The 23,800-nt window shown below is 63.5% G+C and carries 15 protein-coding genes and 2 pseudogenes; 6 read left to right on the forward strand and 11 right to left on the reverse strand.

Annotated features, from left to right (window positions below):
- Positions 1-35: 35 nt before the first annotated feature.
- A complete protein-coding gene (locus tag AC0V7N_RS29685; RefSeq protein ID WP_475451744.1) occupies positions 36-482 on the forward strand; it encodes a TadE/TadG family type IV pilus assembly protein in 447 nt (148 codons plus the stop codon).
- Positions 482-2,251: a Tad domain-containing protein gene (locus AC0V7N_RS29690; protein WP_475451745.1), complete on the forward strand. Its 1,770-nt coding sequence runs from the start codon at positions 482-484 to the stop codon at positions 2,249-2,251. The genes AC0V7N_RS29685 and AC0V7N_RS29690 overlap by 1 nt, the downstream gene beginning before the upstream one ends.
- Here the strand turns inward: AC0V7N_RS29690 and bglA are convergent.
- The 10 genes and pseudogenes from bglA to AC0V7N_RS29740 form a co-directional block, all read right to left on the reverse strand.
- Positions 2,245-3,903, reverse strand: a complete 1,659-nt coding sequence (gene bglA / locus AC0V7N_RS29695) for a beta-galactosidase BglA (protein ID WP_475451746.1) — start codon at positions 3,901-3,903, stop codon at positions 2,245-2,247. The two genes, AC0V7N_RS29690 and bglA, sit on opposite strands and share 7 nt — an antisense overlap.
- Complete coding sequence (gene glgX / locus AC0V7N_RS29700; RefSeq protein ID WP_475451747.1) at positions 3,903-5,963, reverse strand: glycogen debranching protein GlgX; 2,061 nt, start codon at positions 5,961-5,963, stop codon at positions 3,903-3,905. Before glgX ends, bglA begins: the two co-directional genes overlap by 1 nt.
- 403 nt (positions 5,964-6,366) lie before the next feature.
- Positions 6,367-7,995: an alpha-D-glucose phosphate-specific phosphoglucomutase gene (locus tag AC0V7N_RS29705; protein WP_258584841.1), complete on the reverse strand. Its 1,629-nt coding sequence runs from the start codon at positions 7,993-7,995 to the stop codon at positions 6,367-6,369.
- A gap of 3 nt (positions 7,996-7,998) precedes the next feature.
- On the reverse strand, positions 7,999-9,444 hold the full coding sequence (gene glgA / locus AC0V7N_RS29710; protein ID WP_475451748.1) for a glycogen synthase GlgA: 1,446 nt from the start codon (positions 9,442-9,444) through the stop codon (positions 7,999-8,001).
- A 59-nt stretch (positions 9,445-9,503) separates the two neighbouring features.
- On the reverse strand, positions 9,504-10,769 hold the full coding sequence (gene glgC, locus AC0V7N_RS29715) for a glucose-1-phosphate adenylyltransferase (protein WP_475451749.1): 1,266 nt from the start codon (positions 10,767-10,769) through the stop codon (positions 9,504-9,506).
- A gap of 53 nt (positions 10,770-10,822) precedes the next feature.
- Complete coding sequence (gene glgB / locus AC0V7N_RS29720; RefSeq protein ID WP_475451750.1) at positions 10,823-13,036, reverse strand: 1,4-alpha-glucan branching protein GlgB; 2,214 nt, start codon at positions 13,034-13,036, stop codon at positions 10,823-10,825.
- A 106-nt stretch (positions 13,037-13,142) separates the two neighbouring features.
- Positions 13,143-15,611 carry a glycogen/starch/alpha-glucan phosphorylase gene (locus tag AC0V7N_RS29725; RefSeq protein WP_475451751.1) on the reverse strand — a complete coding sequence of 823 codons (2,469 nt, stop codon included), beginning with the start codon at positions 15,609-15,611 and terminating at the stop codon, positions 13,143-13,145.
- Positions 15,612-15,742: 131 nt separating this feature from the next.
- Positions 15,743-16,525 carry an ATP-binding cassette domain-containing protein gene (locus tag AC0V7N_RS29730; protein WP_475451752.1) on the reverse strand — a complete coding sequence of 261 codons (783 nt, stop codon included), beginning with the start codon at positions 16,523-16,525 and terminating at the stop codon, positions 15,743-15,745.
- 2 nt (positions 16,526-16,527) lie between these two features.
- Positions 16,528-17,588, reverse strand: a pseudogene (locus AC0V7N_RS29735) (ABC transporter permease).
- A 159-nt stretch (positions 17,589-17,747) separates the two neighbouring features.
- On the reverse strand, positions 17,748-18,725 hold the full coding sequence (locus tag AC0V7N_RS29740; RefSeq protein WP_224540954.1) for a sugar ABC transporter substrate-binding protein: 978 nt from the start codon (positions 18,723-18,725) through the stop codon (positions 17,748-17,750).
- A 269-nt stretch (positions 18,726-18,994) separates the two neighbouring features.
- Between AC0V7N_RS29740 and AC0V7N_RS29745 the strand changes: the two genes are divergently transcribed.
- From AC0V7N_RS29745 to AC0V7N_RS29760, 4 genes and pseudogenes are all read left to right on the forward strand, one after another.
- Entirely contained in the window at positions 18,995-20,221 is a 1,227-nt protein-coding gene (locus AC0V7N_RS29745) for an ROK family transcriptional regulator (protein ID WP_475451754.1), read from the forward strand.
- Complete coding sequence (locus AC0V7N_RS29750) at positions 20,222-20,668, forward strand: RbsD/FucU family protein (protein ID WP_475451755.1); 447 nt, start codon at positions 20,222-20,224, stop codon at positions 20,666-20,668.
- Positions 20,665-21,589: pseudogene (locus AC0V7N_RS29755) on the forward strand (carbohydrate kinase family protein). The gene AC0V7N_RS29750 and the pseudogene AC0V7N_RS29755 overlap by 4 nt, the downstream one beginning before the upstream one ends.
- Positions 21,590-21,850: 261 nt before the next feature.
- Positions 21,851-22,993 carry a DegT/DnrJ/EryC1/StrS family aminotransferase gene (locus tag AC0V7N_RS29760; protein ID WP_475451758.1) on the forward strand — a complete coding sequence of 381 codons (1,143 nt, stop codon included), beginning with the start codon at positions 21,851-21,853 and terminating at the stop codon, positions 22,991-22,993.
- 9 nt (positions 22,994-23,002) lie between these two features.
- On the opposite strand, the gene cysQ is transcribed toward AC0V7N_RS29760, so the two are convergent.
- Positions 23,003-23,794 (reverse strand): 3'(2'),5'-bisphosphate nucleotidase CysQ, encoded by a 792-nt coding sequence (gene cysQ / locus AC0V7N_RS29765; RefSeq protein WP_475460546.1) that lies wholly within the window; start codon positions 23,792-23,794, stop codon positions 23,003-23,005.
- Positions 23,795-23,800 lie beyond the last annotated feature (6 nt).

The raw sequence follows: 23,800 nt of genomic DNA on the forward strand, positions 1-23,800 counted from the left end.
CGCTTTCTGCATGCGAACTTTGGCATGCTGATATCATGGTTCAGAACCTCATTTCCAGGGTCCGAAGGAGCGCGTTCCGAACAGACAATTCGGGAACCTCGGCGGTCGAATTCGCCCTGCTAGCACCGCTTTTCATCCTCCTTTTGCTCGGAATGGTTGCATACGGCATCTACTTTGGCGCCGCCAACTCGATCCAGCAGATCGCGGCCGATGCCGCCCGGACGGCCATAGCCGGATTGAACCAGACCGAGCGGCAGACACTGGTGGCCAGCTACCTGACCACAAATGCCGGCGGCTACCCGTTCGTGGACGCCAGCAAACTGACCTACCAGGCCAATGACAGCGTGGCCGATGGAAGCCAGTTCGTGGTGTCCATCTCGTACGATGCCCGCAACCTGCCGATCTGGAATCTGTTCCCGGGCATAGCGATGCCGGGGACCACGATCACGCGCCAGTCAACGATCAGGGTCGGAGGTATCTAATGCTGCAGCGTGCGGGCAAGGGCATCGGCCGGCTTGCACGGTCGATGGTGGGAGACAGGAAAGCAAACTTCGCCGTCATGACCGCACTGAGCGCGCCGGTCGCGCTGGCGCTGGCCGCGGTGGCCATCGACGAGGCCTCAATCTACGGCGAGCGCCGGCAAGCCCAGGCGATGGTCGACCTGGCGGCGATCACCGCAGCCTCGAACATCAACAATGTCAACACGGCGGTCGTCACCACGCTCACCGACAACGGCATGCCGGGTGTCGTCGTTCAAGCTTCGGGCCAGACCATTGCCCCGGCTGTCGGAAAGACCGTGGTGACGGTCACGCAGGGCCGATATGCCTCGACGACCACCAATGTCACCCAGCGCTTCCAGGCGGGTGTGACGCCCTATAACGCGGTGCGTGTCACGCTGACGAAAATCCCCGCCCGCTATTTCGCCAGCTCGCTCATCCCCAGTCCGGTCATCGGTACCCAAGCCACGGCCAGCATGACGCCGCAGGCGACATTCTCGGTCGGATCGAGACTGCTCAGCGTCAATGGCGGCATCCTCAACGCTCTTCTGAGCGGGCTTCTCGGCGGCAACATCTCGCTCAGTGTCATGGACTATAACGGGCTGATCTCGGCCGACGTCAGCGTGCTTTCCTTCATCAGTGCGCTCGGCACACAGCTGAACATCACGGCCGGCACCTATTCGGACGTGCTGGCCTCGAAGGCGACCGTCGGCCAGATCGCCACTGCCATGGCCAACGTTCCCGGCCTCGGCAACACGGCCAAGGTCGCCCTGCAGACCATCGCCACCAAGTCGACCAGCACGGTCAAGATCCCGCTCAGCAGTCTTGTCGACCTCGGTTCCGTCGGCAGCCTGGGCCTCGGGCAACAGCCGACCGGCCTCGGCGTCGACGCAAGCGCCATGGGCATGCTGACCGCCGCCGCCGTGCTCGCGAACGGCACCAACCAGGCAGCGATCAATCTCGGCGCCACCATCCCGGGGCTGCTCAACACCCAGCTCGCCATCGCCATTGGCCAGCCGGCGCAATCCTCGCCCTGGCTGGCGATCGACGGCATTGGCACCACCGTGCGGACGGCCCAGACGCGCATCAAACTGACGGCCTCCGTCGGTGTCGGCACGCCCGGCCTCGGCGGCGGCATCAGCCTGCTGGCCGTCAATCTGCCGCTCAATGTGGAAGTCGCCTATGCCGAAGCCAAACTGACCGACATCACCTGCCCGACGGGGCCTTCCAGCATCAGCGTCTCCATCGCCGCACACCCGGGTATTGCCCAGTTGAACCTCGCCAACAGCAACAATCCCTCCGGTTTTGCCGATTTCAGCCAGCCGCAGACCTTCACCGACGCCGAGATCGCGGATGTCAGCCTCCATCTGCTGCTGATCAACATCCCGCTGATCCAGGTGATGGGTTCGGCCGCGACCGCGATCACCAACAACAGCCCGCAGACCCTGACCTTCAACGCGACCGACATCGCCAACAAGACGATCAAGACCGTTTCGACGCGCAACATCTCGCAGTCGCTCACCACGTCGCTGGTCAACAACCTGTCGCTTTCGGCCAACCTGCTTGGTCTCGGCATCGATCTCACCGCCCTGCTCGGAACGGTCAAACCCGCAGTGGTGACCCTGCTCAACACCGTGACGGCGCCCGTCGACGACTTGCTCTACAATGTGCTGTCCGCCCTGGGTGTCGGTGTCGGCCAGGCCGACGTGCGTGTCACCGGGGCGACCTGCGGACGCGCCGTGCTGGTTCAGTAGAGCCGACCAAGGAAGCAACCGAGAGCCGGCAGCGAGAGCGCCTCTTCCTCGACAACAGCGCCGCCATCCAGGACAGGCGCGACAGCTCCGATATCCCCGGGCAACGGCCAATTCGCCGGCTCTCCAGCGAAATTGAAGACACAGAGCAGCCTCTGCCCGCCGCCTCCGCGGATGAAGGCGAGCACGTCGCCCTCGGCATCGAGAAAGCGGATCGAACCGCTGACCAGCGCTGGATGGCGCCTGCGCAAGGCGAGGGTTGAACGGTAGGCGGACAGCACCGATTGCTCGTCGCCGTTCTGTAGATCGGCGGCGCGGGCGCGATGGCTGGTGGGAACCGGCAGCCAGGGCTTGCCCGTTGAGAAACCCGCATTGTCGGCGCCGGCCTCCCAAACCATCGGCGTGCGGCAGCCATCCCTCCCCTTCACGCCCGGCCAGAAGCGGATGCCGACCGGATCGCGCAGATCCTCATAGGCAAGCTCCGCCTCCTCCAGGCCGAGTTCCTCGCCCTGGTAGAGGCAGATCGAGCCGCGCAGGCAGGCGAGCAGCATGATCGAGAATTTGGCCACCGCGTCGGCATCGCCGTCCGGCCTTGTCCAGCGGCTGACATGGCGCACCACGTCATGGTTGGAAAACGCCCAGCAGACCCAGCCGTCGGCGACCGCATGTTCGAAGGCCTCGACACAACCACGCACATGCGCCGCCGAAAACTGCGCGCCGAGCAGATCGAAAGTGTAGCACATATGCAGCTTGTCGCCGCCGGCGGTGTAGGCGGCCAGCGTCTGCAGCGAGCGGCCCTCATCGCCGATTTCGCCGACGGCGGCGCGGTCCTGATACTCGTCGAGCAGCGCTCGGAAGCGTCTGAGAAAAGCCAGGTTCTCCGGCTGCGTCTTGTCGAACAGATGCTCCTGGTAAAGATAGGTGTTGGTCTCGCCATTGGTGCCGGCGACGCTCGACGCCAGAGGCGGATTGCTGCGCAGCCAGCGGTCGTGGACATAATAATTGACGGTGTCGAGCCGGAAGCCGTCGACGCCACGCTCGAGCCAGAAGCGCACCGTGTCCAGCAGTGCATCCTGGACCTCCGGATTGTGGAAATTCAGATCGGGCTGCGAGGCGAGGAAATTGTGCATGTAATATTGGCGGCGGGTCGAATCCCACTCCCAGGACGGGCCCCCGAAGACGGACAGCCAGTTGTTGGGCGCATTGCCATCGGGCTTCGTATCGGCCCAGACGTACCAGTCAGCCTTGGGATTGTCGCGGCTGGCGCGGCTTTCGATGAACCATTCGTGCTTGTCGGATGAGTGCGACAGCACCTGGTCGATGACGATTTTCAGGCCGAGCCGGTGCGCCTCGGCGACCAGAGCGTCGAAATCCTCCAGCGAACCGAACATCGGATCGACATCGCGATAATCCGACACGTCGTAGCCCATGTCGGCCATCGGCGACTTGAAGAAGGGCGACAGCCAGACGGCATCGACGCCGAGCGAGGCGATGTGGGCTAGCCTTGCCGTGACGCCCTTGAGATCGCCGCTGCCGTCACCGGTCGTGTCCTGATAGGAACGCGGGTAGACCTGATAGATGACGCAGCCGCGCCACCATTCAGTCGCCTGCTCCGCCTCCGGGTCGGCCCAAGGGCTGGCATTGTTGTCGGCCATTACGAACCCTTCCCGGCGCGGCCCTTTGCGACCCGACGCGAACTATTTTCTTTCGCATCGGATTCACCGAAAACCGGTTGCCACTTTTCGATCCGATGCTCTGCCATGAAATTGACGCTGCGACCGGGCAGCGGCCTCGCAAGGTCGATCGGCTGCGTGTCGATCGCCGGCTGCCATCGGAACCCTTCCCGCGCGGGCAAGGTGAAGACGCATTGGCGACGATCGCCGTTGACGATGACGGCAAGGCGGCCGCCGCCGGCATCGCCGAGCAGCATGACGAGGCGGTGCCGGGCGGGGTCGTTCCAGTCCGTCTCGGCAAGCGGCATGCCGGTCTCGGTCAACCAGGCGACGTCGGCGATGCCAGAAGCCTCGGTCGGCTCTCCTGTCAGGAAATGCGTGTCCGACAGAGCGGGGACGGCACGACGAAGCATGCCGAGCGCCGATGCGTAGCGCTCCAGCGCCTGGTCGCGGCCTGCCCAATCGAGCCAGGTGATGGCGTTGTCCTGCGCATAGGCGTTGTTGTTGCCCTTCTGGGTGCGGCCGAACTCGTCGCCCGCGGTCAGCATGATGGTGCCGCGCGAGGCAAACAGCGTGGCAAGCAACGCGCACTGGTCGTCGAAGCGGTCGCGGATGATCGCCGCACTGTCCGCATCGCCCTCGACGCCGTTGTTCCACGACAGGTTCTCATTGTGGCCGTCGCGGTTCTGCTCGCCATTGGCTTCGTTGTGCTTGCGCTCGTAGCGGACGATGTCGGCCAGCGTCATGCCATCGTGGGCGGCGATGAAATTGACCGTGCGGCTGGCCGGTTGACCTGCCTTGGCAAACACGTCGGACGAGCCGGCAAGCCGCGTCGCCAACACTCCCACCGCGCCGGCATCGCCGCGCCAGAAACGTCTGGCATCGTCGCGATATCTATCGTTCCACTCGAGAAAGGGCGGCTGAAAATTGCCAAGCTGGTAGCCATCCGGCCCGATGTCCCAGGGCTCGGCGATCAAGACGCGATCGGCCAGCAGCGTATCCTCGTGCATCGCCTTCAACAACGGCGCCTGGGTATCGAATGCTCCTTCGACGCGGCCCAGCACCGGCGCCAGATCGAAGCGGAAGCCGTCGACGCCGGCATGGCGGACAAAGTGGCGAAGCGTGTCGAGCACCATGTCTCGCACCACCGGGTGATCGCAGGCGACGGTGTTGCCGGTGCCGGTGTCATTGACCAGCCTGCCATCCGGCAGATGCCGGTAGTAGGCCTGATTGTCGAGGCCGCGCAGCGACAGCGTCGGCCCCAGCCGGTCGCTTTCGCCGGTGTGGTTGAAGACGAGATCGAGGATGGTGCCGATGCCGGCCTGACGCAGCGCGGCGACCGTGTCGCGCAATTCCGCCAGCCCGCCCGGTGCAAGCCGGGGGTCGAGCGCCATGAAGGTCACGGGATTGTAGCCCCAGGCATTGCTCAGGCCCAGCGGCGGCAGATGCCGCTCGTCGATCGATGCCGTCACCGGCATCAGTTCGACGGCTGACACGCCGAGTTTTTTGAGATGCTCGATGATGACAGGATGAGCAAGTGCCGCGATCGTACCGCGCTGCGCTTCCGGAATATCCGGATGCAGCTTGGTGAAGGCGCGGATATTCAGCTCATAGATGACACCGCCCGGGCGGAAAAGCGCCGGTAGCACGGGTGCCGCTATTGGCAAGGCCTTTGCCACGGTCTTTGGCATCAGCGGCGCGGTGTCGGCGCCCTCATTGCGCCGCGCGGCGAGCCGCCAGTGATAGGCATAGGGGCGATCGATTTCGATGGCGTAGGGATCGCTCAGCAGCTTGTCGGGATCGAACCAAAGCCCGCGCTCGGGCGCATAATCACCATCGGCGCGGAAGCCATAGCGGGTGCCGGCGGCGAGGCCTGAGACGAAGAGCGCATGCACCCCCTCGCCTTCCGGCTTCAGTTCCAACCGGTCGAGTTCTCGGTTGCCCTGCCCGTCGAAGATCGAGACCCAGAGGCGTCTCGCGGCTGAGGACCATGCGGCAAAGCGGATGCCTTCGGGAGTGACGGTGGCGCCGAGTTGGTTCAAGGGTGCGAGCCTTGTCGGGTATTGTAAACGTTGAAGATTGGCTGAGCCTTCCCCGACTTCGTCATCCTAGGGCGAAGCAGGAGCGAAGCTCCGTCGCGGAGACCCTGGGATCCATGCCGTGACCTTGACCGACGTGCGCGGCGGAGCAGAATTCTGCGCCGTGGCAACGCCTTGATGTCCCGGCATGGATCCTCGGGTCTGCGCCGCGTCGCTACGCTCCTTGCTCCGCCCGTGGATGACGAAAGGATTGGCGTTTCGGACAAACTCCAAGGTATGCGATCCGTCACGCACCCCTCATCCGTCTCGGCGCTACGCGCCGATCCACCGCCCGGGGGCGAGCCACGGGTCACGCCCCGTCCTTCGGACCCCACAAGGGGAGAAGGGGGAGCCCTATCCACCACCCTCAAGTAATCACGCTCGGCTTGTTGCGGCCGGTGTGGCTCTTGATCCCTGCAATGTCGTCGGCGGCGGCGATGAGGTCGGCGAGTGCTACCTGGGTGTCGAGATCGTGCCTCGCCTTGTCCGGCTCGTAACGCTCGATATAGACGCGCAGCGTCGCGCCCGACGTGCCGGTGCCGGAAAGCCGAAAGACGACGCGCGAGCCGCCTTCGAACAGCACCCTGATACCCTGATGCTCGCTGGTCGAGCCGTCGACCGGGTCGTGATAGGCAAAATCGTCGGCCTTGGCGATCTTCAGGCCGCGTACGCTGGTGCCGGGCAAAGAGCCGAGCTTGGCCCTGAGTTCGTCGACCAGCGCGTTGGCGCGGTCGCTCTCGACCTCCTCATAATCGTGGCGCGAATAGTAGTTGCGCCCATAGGCCGCCCAGTGCTCGGTGACGACCTGCTTGCAGCTCTCGCCGCGCGCCGCAAGGATGTTGAGCCACAACAGCACTGCCCATAGGCCATCCTTCTCACGCACATGGTTGGAGCCGGTGCCGGCACTCTCCTCGCCGCAGATCGTCGCCATGCCGGCATCGAGCAGATTGCCGAAGAACTTCCAGCCGGTCGGCGTTTCATAAATGCCGATGCCGAGCTTTTCAGCGACGCGGTCGGCCGCACCACTGGTCGGCATCGAGCGGGCGATGCCCTTCAGCCCGTCCTTGTAGCCGGGCGCCAGGCGGGCATTGGCGGCGAGCATCGCCACCGAATCCGACGGGGTGACGAAAATGCCCTTGCCGATGATCAGATTGCGGTCGCCGTCGCCGTCGGAAGCGGCACCAAAATCCGGCGCGTCCGGTCCCATCATCTCGTCATAGAGATGCTTGGCGTGGACAAGGTTCGGATCCGGATGATGGCCGCCGAAGTCCGGCAGCGGCTTGAAGTTGCGGCAGGTGCCGTTGGGCGCACCGAGGCGGTTTTCGAGGATTTCCTTGGCGTAGGGACCAGTCACCGCGTGCATGGCGTCGAAGCGCATGCGGAAGCCCGACTTGAACAGTTTGCGCAGCGCGTCGAAGTCGAACAGGCTTTCCATCAGCTCGGCATAGTCGGCGACCGGATCGATGATCTCGACCGTCATGCCTGCGGCCTTGACGGTGCCAATCGTGTCGATGTCGATCGGATCGATGTCTGCGGTCTTGAAGCTCGCAATCGCCTTGGTTTTTTCGAAGATCGCGTCGGTCAGCTTTTCCGGCGCCGGGCCGCCATTGCCGGCATTGTACTTGATGCCGAAATCCTCATGCGGGCCGCCGGGATTGTGGCTTGCCGACAGGATGATGCCGCCGAAGGTCTTGTATTTGCGGATGACATGCGAGGCGGCGGGCGTCGACAATATGCCGCCCTGCCCGACCATCACCTTGCCGAAGCCGTTGGCGGCGGCCATGGCGATCGCCTTCTGGATAACCTCGCGGTTGTAGAAGCGGCCGTCGCCGCCGATCACCAGCGTCTTGCCCTTGAAGCCGTCGAGCGCATCGAAGATCGACTGGATGAAATTCTCGGCATAATGCTCCTGCTGGAACACAGGCACCTTCTTGCGCAGTCCCGACGTGCCGGGCTTCTGGTCTAAATAGGGTTTGGTGGGAACGGTCCGTATCATGCTTCAGGCAACCCTTTTCGAAAGCAGCAGGCGATAGAGTTCGACATATTTTTCCGCGCTCTTGTCCCATGACACATCGGCCTTCATGCCCTGGCGCTGCAGCGATTCCCAGATCACCGGATTGGCATGTGCGTCGACGAGACGGCGGATGGCGTGCAGCATGGCAATGCCATTGTTGGGCGCGAACTGAAAGCCGGTGGCGACGCCAGCAGAAACTGCGGCCTCATTGGCATCGATGACCGTGTCCGCCAGGCCGCCGGTGCGGGCAACGATCGGCACGCAGCCATAGCGCAGACCGTATAGCTGGGTCAGTCCACAGGGTTCGAAGCGCGACGGGATAATGATGGCGTCGCAGCCGCCCTGCATGGTGTGCGACAGCCCCTCATCATAGCCAACGACCACGCCGACGCGGCCGCGGTGGCGTGCGGCGGCGGCAAGCAACGCGCCCTCCAGTCCGGCATCGCCCGAGCCCAGTATGGCCAGCCGTGCACCGGTCGCGACGATGCCGTCGACCACGGTGGCCAATATGTCCATGCCCTTCTGCCAGGTCAGCCGGCTGATGACGCAGACCATCGGGCTGTCGTCGCGGTCGAGGCCGAAGCGATCCTCCACGGCTGCCCGGTTCGGTGCCCGTGCCTTGAGCGTGGCGGCTGTATAGTTCGACACCAGATGCTTGTCGGTTTGCGGATCCCAGATGGCGGTGTCGATGCCGTTGACGATGCCGTAGAGATCACTGGAGCGCATGTTGATGAGGCCGTCGAGACCCATGCCGAATTCCGGCGAGCAGATTTCCTGCGCATAGGTCGGGCTCACCGTGGTGATCGCCCACGCCGCCTGCAGGCCAGCCTTGAGGAAGCCGACGCCGCCATAATATTCGACGCCGTCGAGCGCCATCGCAACCGCCGGCAGACCGAGTTCGCCGAAGATGCCGGCGCCGAACTGGCCCTGGAAGGCGAGATTGTGGACCGTCATCATAGACGGGACGCCGACCGCCTTGCCGTAGCGCATATAGGCCAGCGTCATCGCCGACTGCCAGTCATGGGCATGGACGATATCAGGCTGGTAGCCGGAGATGGCGCCGCCGGCGATATCACCGCCAACCTGGCTGAGTGCCGCGAAGCGCCTCCAATTGTCCGGCCAGTCGGCGCCCGCAGCATTGCCGTAGGGCCCGCCGGGACGGTCGAAGAGATGCGGCGCGTCGAGCACGAACAGCTCGAGCCCGGCAATCTGGACGGCGTGGACCGAAGCCTTGCCGCCCTGCAGCAGCGGATATTGGTAGACGGCCTTCTTTTTCTTGAAGGCATCCATCACCACAGGAAAGCCGGGAATGAGCGTGCGCATCGTCACGCCCTTGGCGGCGAGCGCTATGGGCAGCGCGCCGGTCACGTCGGCAAGCCCGCCGGTCTTGATCAGCGGGAATATCTCGGGCGTGACCGACAGAACCTGCATGCGTTTATGGTCCGATCCTGTCCAATTCTTTGTTTCTAAGCAATTCGCGTGGAATTGCTCTAGAGTTTCAGCTTGTCGATCATGTCCTGGGTGACTAGGCAGATGCCCTTTTCGGAAACACGAAAACGCTTGGCGTCGAGAGCGGGGTCTTCGCCGACGACCAGCCCTTCCGGTATCCTAACACCATGGTCGATGACGACGCGCTTCAACTTTGCGTTCCGGCCGACATGAACGTCGGGCAGCATGACGACCTCTTCCAGCGTCGAATAGGAATTGATGCGCGCGCCGGTGAAGATCAGGCTGCGTTTCAGCGAAGCGCCCGAAACGATGCAGTCGCCCGACACGAGTGAAGAAACAGCCGAGCCGCGGCGGCCATCCTCGTCATGGACGAACTTTGCCGGCGGCTTCAACTCGGCATAGGTCCAGATCGGCCAGTCGCGGTCGTAGAGGTCCAGCTCCGGGGTGATATCGGTCAGGTCGATATTGGCTTCCCAATAGGCGTCGACCGTGCCGACATCGCGCCAGTAGGCCTCGTTTTCCATCGTCGAGCGGACACAGGACTTGGCGAAGCGGTGGGCGATCGCCTTACCGTGCTGGACGATATGGGGGATGATGTCCTTGCCGAAGTCGCGGCTCGAACCAGGCTCGGCGGCATCGCGGCGCAGCTGTTCCATCAGGAACTTGGTCTTGAAGACGTAGATGCCCATCGAGGCGAGGGCAAACTCGGGCTTGTCGGGTATACCAGGCGGATCGGCGGGCTTTTCGACGAAGGCAATGATGTTGTCCTTGCCGTCGACATGCATGACGCCGAAACCGGTCGCTTCCATGCGCGGCACTTCGAGGCAGCCAACGGTGACGTCGGCATTGGCGTCGACGTGCTGGCGAAGCATCAGCTCGTAATCCATCTTGTAGATGTGGTCGCCGGCCAGGATGACCATGTATTCCGGGCCGTAGGCCTCGATGATGTCGATGTTCTGGTAAACGGCGTCGGCCGTGCCTTCATACCACTGCGTTTCGGAGACGCGCTGGCTGGCCGGGAGGATGTCGAAACTCTCGTTTCGTTCTGGCCGCAGGAAGTTCCAGCCGCGCTGCAGGTGGCGGATCAGCGAGTGCGCCTTGTACTGGGTGGCGACGCCGAGACGGCGGATGCCCGAGTTCAGCGCGTTGGAGAGCGCGAAATCGATGATGCGCGTCTTGCCGCCGAAATAGACCGCCGGCTTGGCGCGACGGTCCGTCAGTTCCTTGAGGCGGCTGCCACGGCCGCCGGCCAGTACATAGGCCATGGCATCGCGTGCCAGCGGCTGGGTCCGTTTCAAGTCTGCCATTTCTACCCTCCCAAGTTACTCAAGTCTCGCCATGGTGCTCGGCCTTGCCGGGCTCAGTCGGCAACGAGTTCAAGCATGATCGTCGACAGCGGCGGCAAAAGCATCGTTGCCGAGATGCTCTTGCCCTCCGCCCTTGCCTCGACCAGGCCGCCATTGCCCATGCCGGAGCCGCCATATTCGGATGCGTCGGTGTTGATGATCTCGCGCCACTTGCCGGCCTTCGGCAGCGGCACGCGGTAATTGTCGCGCGGCACCGGCGTGAAGTTGGAGATGACGGCCACCGGGCTGCCGCCCGGCGCGTTGCGCACCCAGGCAAAAACCGAATTCTGGCTGTCGTCGACAATCAGCCAGGAAAAGCCTTCCGGCTCGCAATCGCGGCAATGCAGCGCCGGGCGCGAACGATAGAGATAGTTGAGATCGCGCACCGTCTGCCAGACGCCGCGATGCGGGCGGAAATCGAGCAGGTTCCAGTCGAGCGCGCGCGCCTCGCTCCATTCGCGGCGCTGCGCGAACTCCTGCCCCATGAACAAGAGCTTCTTGCCGGGATAGCCCCACATGAAGCCGTAATAGGCCCGCAAGGTCGCGAATTTCTGCCAGTCGTCGCCGGCCATCTTGCCCAGCAGCGTGCCTTTGCCGTGCACGACCTCGTCATGCGAGAGCGGCAGCACGAAATTCTCCGAAAAGGCGTAGGTCAGGCCGAAGGTCAGGTCGTTGTGGTGGTGCTTGCGGAAGATCGGCTCCTTGGCGAAATACTCCAGCGTGTCGTGCATGAAGCCCATGTTCCACTTGAAGCCGAAGCCCAGCCCGCCTTCATGCACCGGCGCCGAGACCTTCGGCCATGAGGTCGATTCCTCGGCGATGGTCATCACACCTGGATGGTGGCCGTAGACCTCCTTGTTCATCTTCTGCAGGAAAGAGACCGCTTCGAGGTTCTCGCGGCCGCCCTTCTCGTTGGGGATCCATTCGCCGGCCTTGCGCGAATAGTCGAGGTAGAGCATCGAGGCGACCGCATCGACGCGCAAACCGTCGACATGATATTTCTCGGCCCAGAACAGCGCGTTGTTGACCAGGAACGATATCACCTCGCGGCGGCCGAAATTGTAGATCGCGGTGTTCCAGTCGGGGTGGAAGCCCTTGCGCGGATCGGCATGTTCGTAGAGCGCGGTGCCGTCGAAATGGGCCAGGCCATGCGCGTCGACCGGGAAATGCGCCGGCACCCAGTCGAGGATGACGCCAACGCCGGCACGGTGCGCCCCATCGACAAAACGGGCAAAGCCGTCCGGATCGCCGAAACGGGCAGACGGCGCATAAAGCCCGGTTGTCTGATAACCCCAAGACGGGTCATAGGGATGTTCGGAGATCGGCATGAACTCGATGTGCGTGAAACCGGTCTCGACCGCATAAGGGATCAGCCGGTCGGCCAGTTCGTCCCATGACAGGAACGTGCCGTCGTCGCGAAGCTGCCAGGAACCGGCATGGACTTCGTAGATCGAGATGGCTTCGCGGCGGTGATCGGCATTGCGCCAGAAATTGCGGTGCGCCTCATCGCCCCACTCATGCGCCGGCGGCACGGCGACAACCGAGGCCGTGGCCGGACGCAGTTCGGACTTGAACGCAAACGGGTCCGCCTTCAACGGCAGCCTGACGCCATCGGGTCCGATGATCTCGTATTTGTAGGGCCGCCCGGCACCGATGTCGGGCACGAACAGTTCCCAGATGCCTGTGTCGCGGCGATCGCGCATCGTGTGGCGGCGGCCGTCCCAGTCGTTGAAATCGCCGACCACCGAGACGCGTTTTGCATTGGGAGCCCAGACGGCGAAATGCACGCCGGTGGCGCCTTCGTGCTCGATGACATGCGCGCCAAGCTTGTCGAACAGCCTGAGATGCGACCCTTCGGCGATATAGTAATCGTCCAGAGGTCCGAGCACCGGGCCGAACGAATAGGGATCGGTCAGCCACCAGTCGCCGCCGGCATTGCGCGCGTGATAGCGCAGCGGCTGCCGCTTCTTGATCGACAATTTGCCTTCGAAGAAGCCGGCATCGTCCCGCCTCGACAATTGACCAGCCTCGATGCCCGTCAGCGTATAGGCGGTGACGGTCTCGGCGTGCGGAACGAAGCAACGGGCAAACAGGCCTTTGCCGACCTCCTGGACACCAAGGACCGCAAACGGATCTCCGTGCGTGCCGGCGACAATCGCCGCAACATCGCTGGCTGGCGCCAGTCCGTCCGGCCCGCTTGTCGTAGCGGTCGCGCGCGGTTTCCTCATCAGGCAGTGTCCCTCCCAGGGCACCAGGTTTTTATTTCCAGCGATGCGGGTTGGCAGTCAACCCGCATCACCGGGACCACATTGTTCGTGGCCTCATGCAATCACATCAGACAGGCACGTTCCAGATTTCTTTCGCATATTGGCGGATCGTACGATCGGATGAGAACCAGCCGACGCGCGCGACATTGCGGATTGCTCTCGCATACCAGTCCGGGCTGTTGCGCCAGACAGCGTCGACATCCCGCTGGGCGGCGGCGTAGGCGTCGAAATCGGCGGCGACCATGAACCAGTCGGTGTTGTAGAGGCCGTTGATCAGCTCGCGGTAGCGATCGGGATCGTCGGGTGAGAAGACACCCGAGGAAACGGCCGCGACCGCCTGCGCCAGTTCGGGGGAGCCCTCGATCACGGCGCGCGGGTTGTAGCCATTGTTGCGCCGCTCGGCGACCTCGGCGGTGGTCAGGCCGAAGATGAAGATGTTGTCGTCGCCGACGCATTCCTTGATCTCGACATTGGCGCCGTCGAGCGTGCCGATGGTCAGCGCGCCGTTGAGCGCGAACTTCATGTTGCCGGTGCCCGACGCTTCCATGCCCGCGGTCGAGATCTGCTCGGACAGGTCGGCGGCCGGCATCATGATTTCGGCCAGGCTGACATTGTAGTTCGGCACGAACACCACCTTCAGCAAACCGCGAACGGCCGGATCGCGGTTGATGACCCTGGCGACGTCGTTGGCGAGTTTTATGATCAGCTTGGCGTTGTGGTAGCTGGGTGCGGCCTTGCCGCCGAAGAATTTCACGCGCGGCATCCAGTCGCGTTCCGGATGCGAGCGGATCTGGTCGTAAAGCGCGATCGCCTCGAGGATGTTGAGCAGCTGGCGCTTGTATTCGTGGATACGCTTGACCTGGATGTCGAACAGCGCCGAGGGGTCGACCTTGATGCCGAGCCGGTCGGCGACCAGATTGGCCAGCCGCGCCTTGTTCTGCCGCTTGACGCCCGCGAACTTCTCCCGGAACGCGCTGTCATCGGCAAAGCTGTCGAGCCCCTTGATGGCGTCGATGTCGTCAAGGAAGCGGTCGCCGATCGCCTCGCGGGCGAGCGAGGTCAGCCCGGGGTTGCACTGGATCAACCAGCGCCGCGGCGTGATGCCGTTGGTCTTGTTGTTGATGCGATCGGGATAGAGCTTGTGCAGGTCGGCGAACACCGTTTCCTTCATCAGCTCGGTATGCAGCGCGGAGACGCCGTTGATCGAGTGCGAGCCGACAAAAGCCAGATTGCCCATGCGCACGCGGCGGTCGCCATTCTCCTGGATCAGCGAGATGCGGCTGATCTGCTCATCCGAGAACAGGTTCGTGGCGCGCGCCTCCAGCAGCACCTGCGCGTTGATGGCGTAGACGATCTGCATATGGCGCGGCAAAAGCCGCTCGAACAGCGGCACCGGCCAGCTTTCCAGCGCCTCGGGAAGAAGTGTGTGGTTGGTGTAGCCGAAGGTGCGTTTGGTGACATCCCAGGCAAGGTCGAAGTCCATGCCGTGGACATCCATCAAGAGCCGCATCAGTTCCGGCACCGCGATCGCCGGGTGGGTGTCGTTCAAGTGGATCGCCGCCTTGTCGGGCAGCGACTTCAGGTCACCATATTGGCTGAGATGGCGCTGCACGATGTCCTGCAGCGAAGCGGTGGAGAAGAAGTACTCTTGCCTGAGCCGCAGCTCCTGCCCTGCCTTGTGGGAATCGGCGGGGTAAAGGACGCGCGACAGGGCGTCGGCCTTGTTGCTTTCGGCGAGCGCGCCGATGTGGTCGCCAGCATTGAACTTGTCGAGAAGGATCGGATCGATCGGCATGCCGGACCAGAGCCGCAGCGTGTTGACGCGGTTTGCCCGCCAGCCGACGACGGGCGTGTCGTAGGCGACCGCCAGAACATGCTCGGTCGGTTTCCAGACGTGGCGCTCGAGCCGGCCATCCTTTGAAGTGATGGATTCGACCGAGCCGCCGAAGCCGACTTCGAACGAGCGTTCACGCCGTTCGAATTCCCAAGGGTTGCCGTGATCGAGCCAGGTCTCTGGCAGTTCGACCTGCCAGCCGCCTTGGATCTCCTGGCGGAACATGCCGTTGGCGTAGCGGATGCCGTAGCCGTGTGCCGGAATGTCGACGGTCGCCATGCTTTCCATGAAGCAGGCGGCGAGCCGGCCAAGGCCGCCATTGCCGAGCGCGGCATCGGGTTCGAGCGCCGCGATAAGATCAAGGTCGACGCCGAGCGAAGACAGCGCCTCGCGCATGTTGTCCATCAGGCCGAGATTGGAAAAGGCGTCGCGCATCAGGCGGCCGATGAGGAATTCCAGCGACAGGTAATAGACGCGCTTTTCCTGCTGGTCGTAGGCCTCTTTGGTCGCCTGCATCCAGTGATCGACGATACGGTCGCGCACGACCTTGATCGAGGCGGTCAGCCAGTCGTACTGGGTCGCAACGGTAGTGTCCTTGCCGACCCTGTATTTGAGGGCCATCAAGACTTCCCTTGCGAGGGTCTTCGGATCGGGGTTTTCGAGCAGTGGGGGAAGGGTTTCGGATGTCATCGCGCGCGTCATGCTGCCTCTCGTGCGGTTGCAATGATCATACCGGCTTTCACCATTCATCCCAGCCCATGTTACCGCATCGCAACATATATTCAATCGATTTAGATGAGCGCGTGCCGGCTTACCCTGCGGCAATTTGACAGTCAGGCGGCCAGCGCGGCCTCCGGGGGGGCCTTTGCTCCGGTCATGAAGGCGACGGCATCGGACATCGTATATTGCTTGGGGTCGATGACGGCGAGACGACGGCCGAGACGATGGATATGAATACGGTCGGCCACCTCGAAGACATGCGGCATGTTGTGCGAGATCAGAACGATCGGCAGGCCACGCTTCTTGACGTCGAGGATCAGTTCGAGCACGCGGCGGCTCTCCTTGACACCAAGGGCGGCCGTCGGCTCGTCCATGATCACCACGCGGCTGCCGAAGGCAGCGGCGCGCGCCACCGCCACGCCCTGGCGCTGGCCGCCCGAGAGCGTTTCCACCGCCTGGCTGATGTTCTGGATGGTCATCAGGCCGAGTTCGGTAAGCTTGTCGCGGGCACGCTTTTCCATCGCCGGGCGGTCGAGCATGCGCAGCCACTGGCCGAGGAAGCCGGGTTTGCGGATCTCGCGGCCAAGGAACATGTTGTCGGCGATCGACAGCGCTGGCGACAGCGCCAGGTTCTGATAGACCGTCTCGATACCGGCCGCGCGGGCCTCCATCGGCGATTTGAAGGAGACGAGTTTGCCTTCAAGCCGTATCTCGCCTTCGTCGGGCGCGGCCGCGCCGGAAATCGCCTTGATGAGCGACGATTTGCCGGCGCCATTGTCGCCGATGACGGCGAGGATTTCGCCGGGGTAGAGGTCGAAGTCGGCATTGTCGAGGGCGGTGACGCGACCATAGCGCTTGATCAGACCGCGCGCGGTAAGGATGGGTTCCTGGGTCATGACTATGCCGAAACCTTTCTGATCCATTGGTCGATCGCGACGGCGCCGATGATCAGCACGCCGGTGAGCAGCACTTTCCATTGTGGATCGGCGCCCAGCATGTTGAGGCCCATGGAGACGACGCCGACGATCATCGCGCCAAACAGCGTGCCCAGGATCGAACCACGCCCGCCGAAGAGGGAAATACCACCGATCACTGTCGCGGTGATCGCCTGCAGATTGTAGTCGGTGACGGCGGCGGACGGCGAGATCGAACCGTTGCGGCCGATGGAGACCCAGGCAGCGAAAGCAGCGATCAGCCCGGCAAGAGTGTAGACCGTCATCAGCACCTTCTTGGTCTGGATGCCGACAGTTTCGCCGCTTCCTGGTCATCGCCAACGGCGTAGACATGGCGGCCCCATGCCGTGTGATTGAGCACGTACCAGAGGATCATCACGAGCACGACCGTGGCAATGACGCCGAGCGTCAGCACAGCCGTGCCGATCTTGAAGCTCAGGGCAAACAGATGCAGCAGCGGCGCCTGGGTGTCGACATCGGTGTCGCGGATCGTCTCATTGGCTGAATAAATGAAGTTCGTGGCCATGACGATGTTCCAGGTGCCAAGCGTCACGATGAAGGGCGGCAGCTTCATGTAAGCGACCAGCAACCCGTTGAGCAGTCCGCAGGCCGCGCCGGCGGCGAGCCCGATCGTCACGGCGAGAATGGCGGGCATACCGTAGCTGACCGCGCAATTGCCCATGATCACGGCGGAAATAACCATGATCACGCCGATCGACAGATCGATGCCAGCGGTCAGGATGACCAGCGTCTGCGCGGCACCGAGAATGCCGACGATGGCGATCTGCTGCAGGATCAGCGTCAGCGTGTAGGACGAAAAGAAACGTCCGCCGATGGCGATGCCGAAGACGAAGATCGACAGAACCAGCACGATCAGCGGCACAGCGGCCGGCGTCGAATGCAGGAAATGCTGGATGCGCTTGACGGCCGATTTGTGCTCGTCAAAAGCGGCGACGCTGGTGTCGCTGCCCGAGAGAACCTTCTCGAATTCCTGAGCTTGAGCCATGTTTCCTCCCCGTGAGGTGTCAGCCTAACGCCGACGCCCGTCCACGCCTTCCGGTCTGTCGCCGGGATTGCTCGCGGTCACGCGACCCATCGTCCACCCGAAGCGGTTGGGGATCAAGCCCCAACCACTCGAGTTCGGTAATTGCCGGTCAGACCAGCATCAGCCCCAGCACTTGGCGAGGCCTTCCTTGGTGTCGATGGACTTCACGCCGGTGGCCGGCTTGTCGGTCACCAGGTTGACGCCGGTATCGAAGAAGTTCTTGCCTTCGGTCGGCTTCGGCTTGGTGCCGTCCTTGGCGAAGGCGGCGATCGCCTCGATGCCGAGCGCCGCCATCTGCAGCGGATATTGCTGCGACGTCGCACCGATGACACCTTCGGCCACCGACTTCACGCCGGGGCAGCCGCCGTCGACGGAAACGATCAGCACCTGCTTCTCAAGGCCGACAGCCTTGAGCGCCTGGTAGGCACCGACGGCGGCCGGCTCGTTGATGGTGTGGATGACGTTGATGGTGTTGTCCTTCTGCAGAAGGTTCTCCATCGCCTTGCGGCCGCCCTCCTCATTGCCGTTGGTGACGTCGTGGCCAACGATGCGCGGATCGGTTTCGTCGCCGATCTTGTTGGGGTCCTTCACGTCGATGCCGTAGCCCATCATGAAGCCCTGGTCGCGCAGCACGTCCACGGTCGGCTGCGAAGGCGTCAGGTCAAGGAAGCCGATCTTGGCGTCCTTGGCCTTGTCGCCGAGCGTCGCGGCGGCCCAGGCGCCGATCAGCTTGCCGGCCTCGAGATTGTCGGTGGCGAAGGTCGCATCGGCCGCGTCGATCGGGTCGAGCGGCGTGTCGAGCGCGATCACCAGCAAGCCGGCATCACGCGCCTTCTTCACGGTCGGCACGATGCCCTTGGTGTCGGATGCGGTGATCAGGATGCCCTTGGCGCCGTCGGCGATGCAGCTTTCAATCGCCGCGACCTGGCTCTCGCTGTCGCCGTCGATCTTGCCGGCGTAGGTCTTGAGGTCGACGCCGAGTTCCTTGGCCTTCGCGGTCGCGCCTTCCTTCATCTTGACGAAGAACGGATTGGTGTCGGTCTTGGTGATCAGGCAAGCGCCGACACCGGCCGCGGATGCGGACGAGGCAAACGCCATCAGGCCCAGGGCCGCCGCCGCAAAGACGGTGGACTTCAACAGTTTTGTATTGGTCACGATTTTCCTCCCAGTGGAACCAATTCCGGATGCCGGCCAACCGACATCCACAGCGCATCCAACGAATTTCTCCCAGCGTGGACGCGGCTCCAACAGACACCAGACAGGGGCCTCTGTCAATAATTAAATCACTCTTATTTATTATTGACAGCCTTGCTTCGTTCACTCATTCTGGCCCAAAAGCATTGAGAAGAAACGACGGGAGGAACAGGGTGGAGACCGCCACTGCGAGGCACGGTTCGCCCGAAGCGAATGACAGCCTGATTCACCGCGGCACCAACCAGAGTGGCATGCGCGACCACAACGAGCGGTTGGTGCTCTCGCTGGTGCGCCAGCATGGCAGCCTGGCGAAATCCGACATCGCCCGCATGACCGGACTTTCGGCGCAGACGGTTTCGGTCATCATGCGCGAACTGGAGGAAGAAGGCCTGCTCGTTCGCCAGGCGCCGCTGCGCGGCAAGATCGGCCAGCCCTCCATACCGATGGCGCTCAATCCCGAGGGCGCCTTCTTCATCGGCCTCAAGATCGGCCGCCGCAGCGCGGAACTGGTGCTGATCGATTTTCTTGGGCATGTGCGCGCGATGCTGCAGCACTCCTATCGCTATCCGGCACCGCGCGAGACGGTGGAATTCGTCACATCAGGCATGAAGAAGATGCGCGGCGAACTGACACCGGCGCAGGACAAGCGCATCGCCGGGCTCGGCATCGCCATGCCGTTCGAACTGTGGAACTGGGCCGACACCGCCGGCGCGCCGCGCGACGTCATGGACGAATGGCGCCACCGTGACATCAGGACCGATATCCAGGCGCAATGTGAGTTTCCGGTCTATCTGCAAAATGACGCCACCTCGGCCTGCGGCGCCGAGCTCGTCTTCGGCCAGGCTGGCGGCGCGCGTGACTTCGTCTATTTCTACATCGGCGCCTTTGCCGGCGGCGGCATCGTGCTCAACGGCCGGCTGTTCGGCGGGCCAACCGGCAATGCCGGCGCGCTCGGCTCGATGCCGGTGCCCGGACCGGATGGCAAGCCGACCCAATTGATCGACGTGGCGTCGATCGCCATGCTGGAAAAAGCGCTCAATGCCCGCGGCGTCGAGGCCTCGCATCTGTGGACCTCGCCCGAGGACTGGGGCGAGATCGGCTCCGAACTCGACGACTGGATCGCCAGCGCCTCGCAGGCGCTCGCCTATGCCATCGTCGCGGCGTCCTCGGTCATCGATTTCGAGGCGGCGGTGATCGACGGCTGGATGCCGAAGGCGGTGCGCCGCCGGCTGGTCGATGCCATCATCGCGGCCATCGCGACGATCGACGGCGAAGGCCTGAAACTTCCCGCCGTTCGCGAGGGAACCGTCGGCATCCATGCCCGGGCGCTCGGTGGCGCCAGCCTGCCGCTGTCCGAACGCTTCCTCATTGGTTCGACGACGATTTCCAGGAGCGCCTGAATGCTGATCGGAATCCCGGCGCTGCTCGGTCCGGATCTCCTGGCGACACTGCGCGCCATGGGCCATGGCGACGAGATCGCCCTTGTCGACGGAAACTATCCGGCCGAGGAGCAGGCAAGGCGCCTGATCCGCGCCGACGGTCATCCGCTCATTCCGGTGCTCGACGCGATCCTGAGCATCCTGCCGGTCGACGACGCGGTATCGGAGGCGCTGTTTCGCGCGTCCGTGAAAGGCGACCCGTCACTCGCCGATCCAGTCCATCACGAGATCGAGGCGATCTGCGCCAAACGCGCGCCGGGCCGCAAGGTGGTTGCACTGGCCGGCGCCGACTTCTATGCACGGGTCAAATCGGCGCATGCCATCGTCGCGACAAGCGAGCCGCGGCTTTACGCCAACATCATCATCCGCAAGGGCGTGATCTATCCGCCGGAGACCAGGAAGCCATGATCCTCTGCTGCGGCGAAGCCCTGATCGACATGCTGCCGCGCACGACGACGCAGGGTGAGCCGGCCTTTGCTCCCTATGTCGGCGGCGCGGTGTTCAACACGGCCATTGCACTTGGCCGGCTGGGCGCGCCGGCCGGCTTCTTTTCCGGCCTGTCGTCGGATCTGTTCGGCGGCCAGTTCCGGGATGCGCTGGGCGCAAGCAAGGTGAGTTCCACCTATGCCCACACTTCGTCGCGACCGACGACACTGGCCTTTGTGAAGCTCACCAACGGCCAGGCGACCTACACATTCTACGACGAGAACACAGCCGGACGCCTGTTGACCATCGACGACCTGCCGGCGCTCGGCAACGAGATCGAGGCCATGCTGTTCGGCGCCATCAGCCTGATCTCGGAGCCCGCCGGCAGTGCTTATGAAGAGTTCATGCGGCGCGAGCACGCAAGCCGCGTCATGATGCTCGATCCCAACATCCGGCCGAACTTCATCCCCGACAAGGCCAAGCACCTCAGGCGCATCCGCGAGATGATGGCGATGGCCGACATCGTGAAGCTCTCGGACGAAGACCTCCATTGGTTCGGCGAAGCCGGCTCGGCATGAGGATGTCATCCGCAACTGGCTCGACCGCGGCCCCAAGCTGATCGTCGTGACCCATGGCAGCGAAGGCGCTGTCGGTTACACCAAAGACCACGCCGTCACCGTGATGCCGGAAAAAGTCGAGGTGGTCGACACGGTCGGCGCCGGCGACACGTTCAATGCCGGCATCCTTGCCTCCCTGCATGAACAGGGCCTGCTGGCGAAGGCGGCCATCGCCGGCCTATCGAAAGAGGCCATCCACAAGGCGCTGGCGCTTGGTGCAAAGGCAGCGGCGGTGACCGTGTCACGCGCGGGCGCCAATCCGCCGTGGCGGCATGAAATCGCCTGAATAGCGCTCAACTTAAGTTGAGCCAGCCGATCACTTTATGTTTCGCAGGCCTGATCCCAGGCGTTATATAGGCGCGATTGAGCCCGACGAAGCCCGGATTTCCGGCATCTTGCGAAGATACGCCGGAAATCAGAGGTAACAGACTGCGATATCTCGGCAATTGGCGGCTCTGAATGCCCGGCTTTCTCGGCAGGCGCAACTCTGATACCAGCGGGCCGTTATTGGGCTAAACCGCCTGGTTAGAACCGTTTTGAGGCCGACATGCAGTTCATTGATCTTGGCGCGCAGCGCGAACGCATCCGCGACCGGCTGAAGGCCGCGATCGACCGTGTCGTCGAAGAAGGGCGCTATATTCTCGGCCCGCAGGTCACCGAATTCGAGAACAAGCTCGCCGCCTATATCGGCACCAAGCATGTCGTGGCCTGTGCCAACGGCACCGATGCGCTGCTGCTGCCGCTGTTTGCCGCCGGCATCGGCCCGGGCGACGCGGTGTTCGTGCCGAGCTTCACTTTCGCCGCCACCGCCGAAGTGGTGGCGCTGGCCAAGGCGGAACCTGTCTTCGTCGATGTTGATCCGGTGACCTACAACATCGACATCGCCAGCCTCGAGGCGGCCATCGCCATGATCAAGAAGGAAGGCCGGCTGAAGCCGAAGGCGATCATCCCGGTCGACCTGTTCGGCCTTGCCGCCGACTACGATGCCATCATGGCCATCGCCGACCGCGAAGGGCTGCTGGTGATCGAGGACGCCGCCCAGTCGATGGGCGGGTCGCTTGACGGCAAGATGTGCGGTGCCTTCGGCCATGTCGGCTCGACCAGCTTCTATCCGGCCAAGCCGCTCGGCTGCTACGGCGACGGCGGCGCGATGTTCACCAATGATGACGCGATGGCCGACAAGCTGCGTTCCTTCGCCTTCCACGGCAAGGGCGAGACGCAATATGACAATGTCCGCGTCGGCATCAATTCACGGCTCGACACGATCCAGGCGGCGATCCTGATCGAAAAGCTCGCCATTCTCGAAGACGAGATGGTGGCGCGCCAGGTGGTGGCAAACCGCTATGCGGAGGGGCTCGGCGATGTCGTCACAGCGGCTCGCAACCTCGACGGCAGCCGTTCGGCCTGGGCGCAATACGCCATCGAGACGCCCAAGCGCGACGGTCTGAAGGCGCATCTGGGCGAAAAGGGCATTCCATCCGTCATCTACTACGTCAAGCCGCTGCATGCCCAGGTCGCCTATCGCGACTACCCGCGCACGCCGACCGGCCTTGCCGTCTCGGAGGACCTGCCGAAGCGCATCCTGTGCCTGCCGATGCACCCCTATCTCAGCGAAGTCGACCAGGACCGGATCATCGAGACGATCCGCAACTATATCGGCTCGAACTCGGCGCAGGCCGCGGCCGAGTAACCAGCAATATCAGACGGGGCTCGCCCCTGCCCTGCCGCTGGCGATGAAATGCGGGTTGGCGAAATCCTCGTCGTCGGCCTGGTCGCGTTTGCCGTAGGCCAAGGGTTTGCCATCGAGCGTGCGTGTCGTGCCGCCCGCCGCGCGCAGCACCGCGTCGCCCGCTGCCGTGTCCCATTCCATGGTGCGGCCGAAGCGTGGATAGACATCCGCCTCGGCGCTGGCCAGAAGACAGAATTTCAACGACGATCCGACCGAGACGATCTCGGCGGCGCCGAGGTCGCGAATATACGCTTCGGTTTCCGGCGTGTTGTGGGAGCGGCTGGCGACGACGGCCAGCGGCACCGCTGCCGTTCTCACTGAAATCGGCCGGCGCGCGACGATCTGGTAATCGCCATCGATTTCGAGGCTCTCCGCCCTCCCCGGCCGGCCGGAAAAGAAGCGGCCGGTGCAAGGGGCGAAGACGACGCCGACTTCCGGCACGCCATGGCGGACAAGCGCGATGTTGACGGTGAAGTCGGTGCGGCGGTTGACGAATTCCTTGGTGCCGTCGAGTGGATCGATGAGGAAGAAGGCGTCGCCAAGATCGGCCGGCATGATTCCGGCCGCCGCTTCCTCTTCGGCCACGCAGGGAATGTCGGGAAATGCGGCGCGCAGGCCGGCGAGAATGATCTTCTCGCTCTCGCGGTCCGCCTCGGTCACCGGCGAGGAGTCCGATTTGCGGTCGACCGCGCAGCCGGCGTGAAACACGCGCATGACCTCACGTCCAGCCGCCAGGGCCAGTTGCTCGAAGATGTCGAGCATCGACCT

The organism is Mesorhizobium kamtschaticum (genome assembly GCF_056174585.1).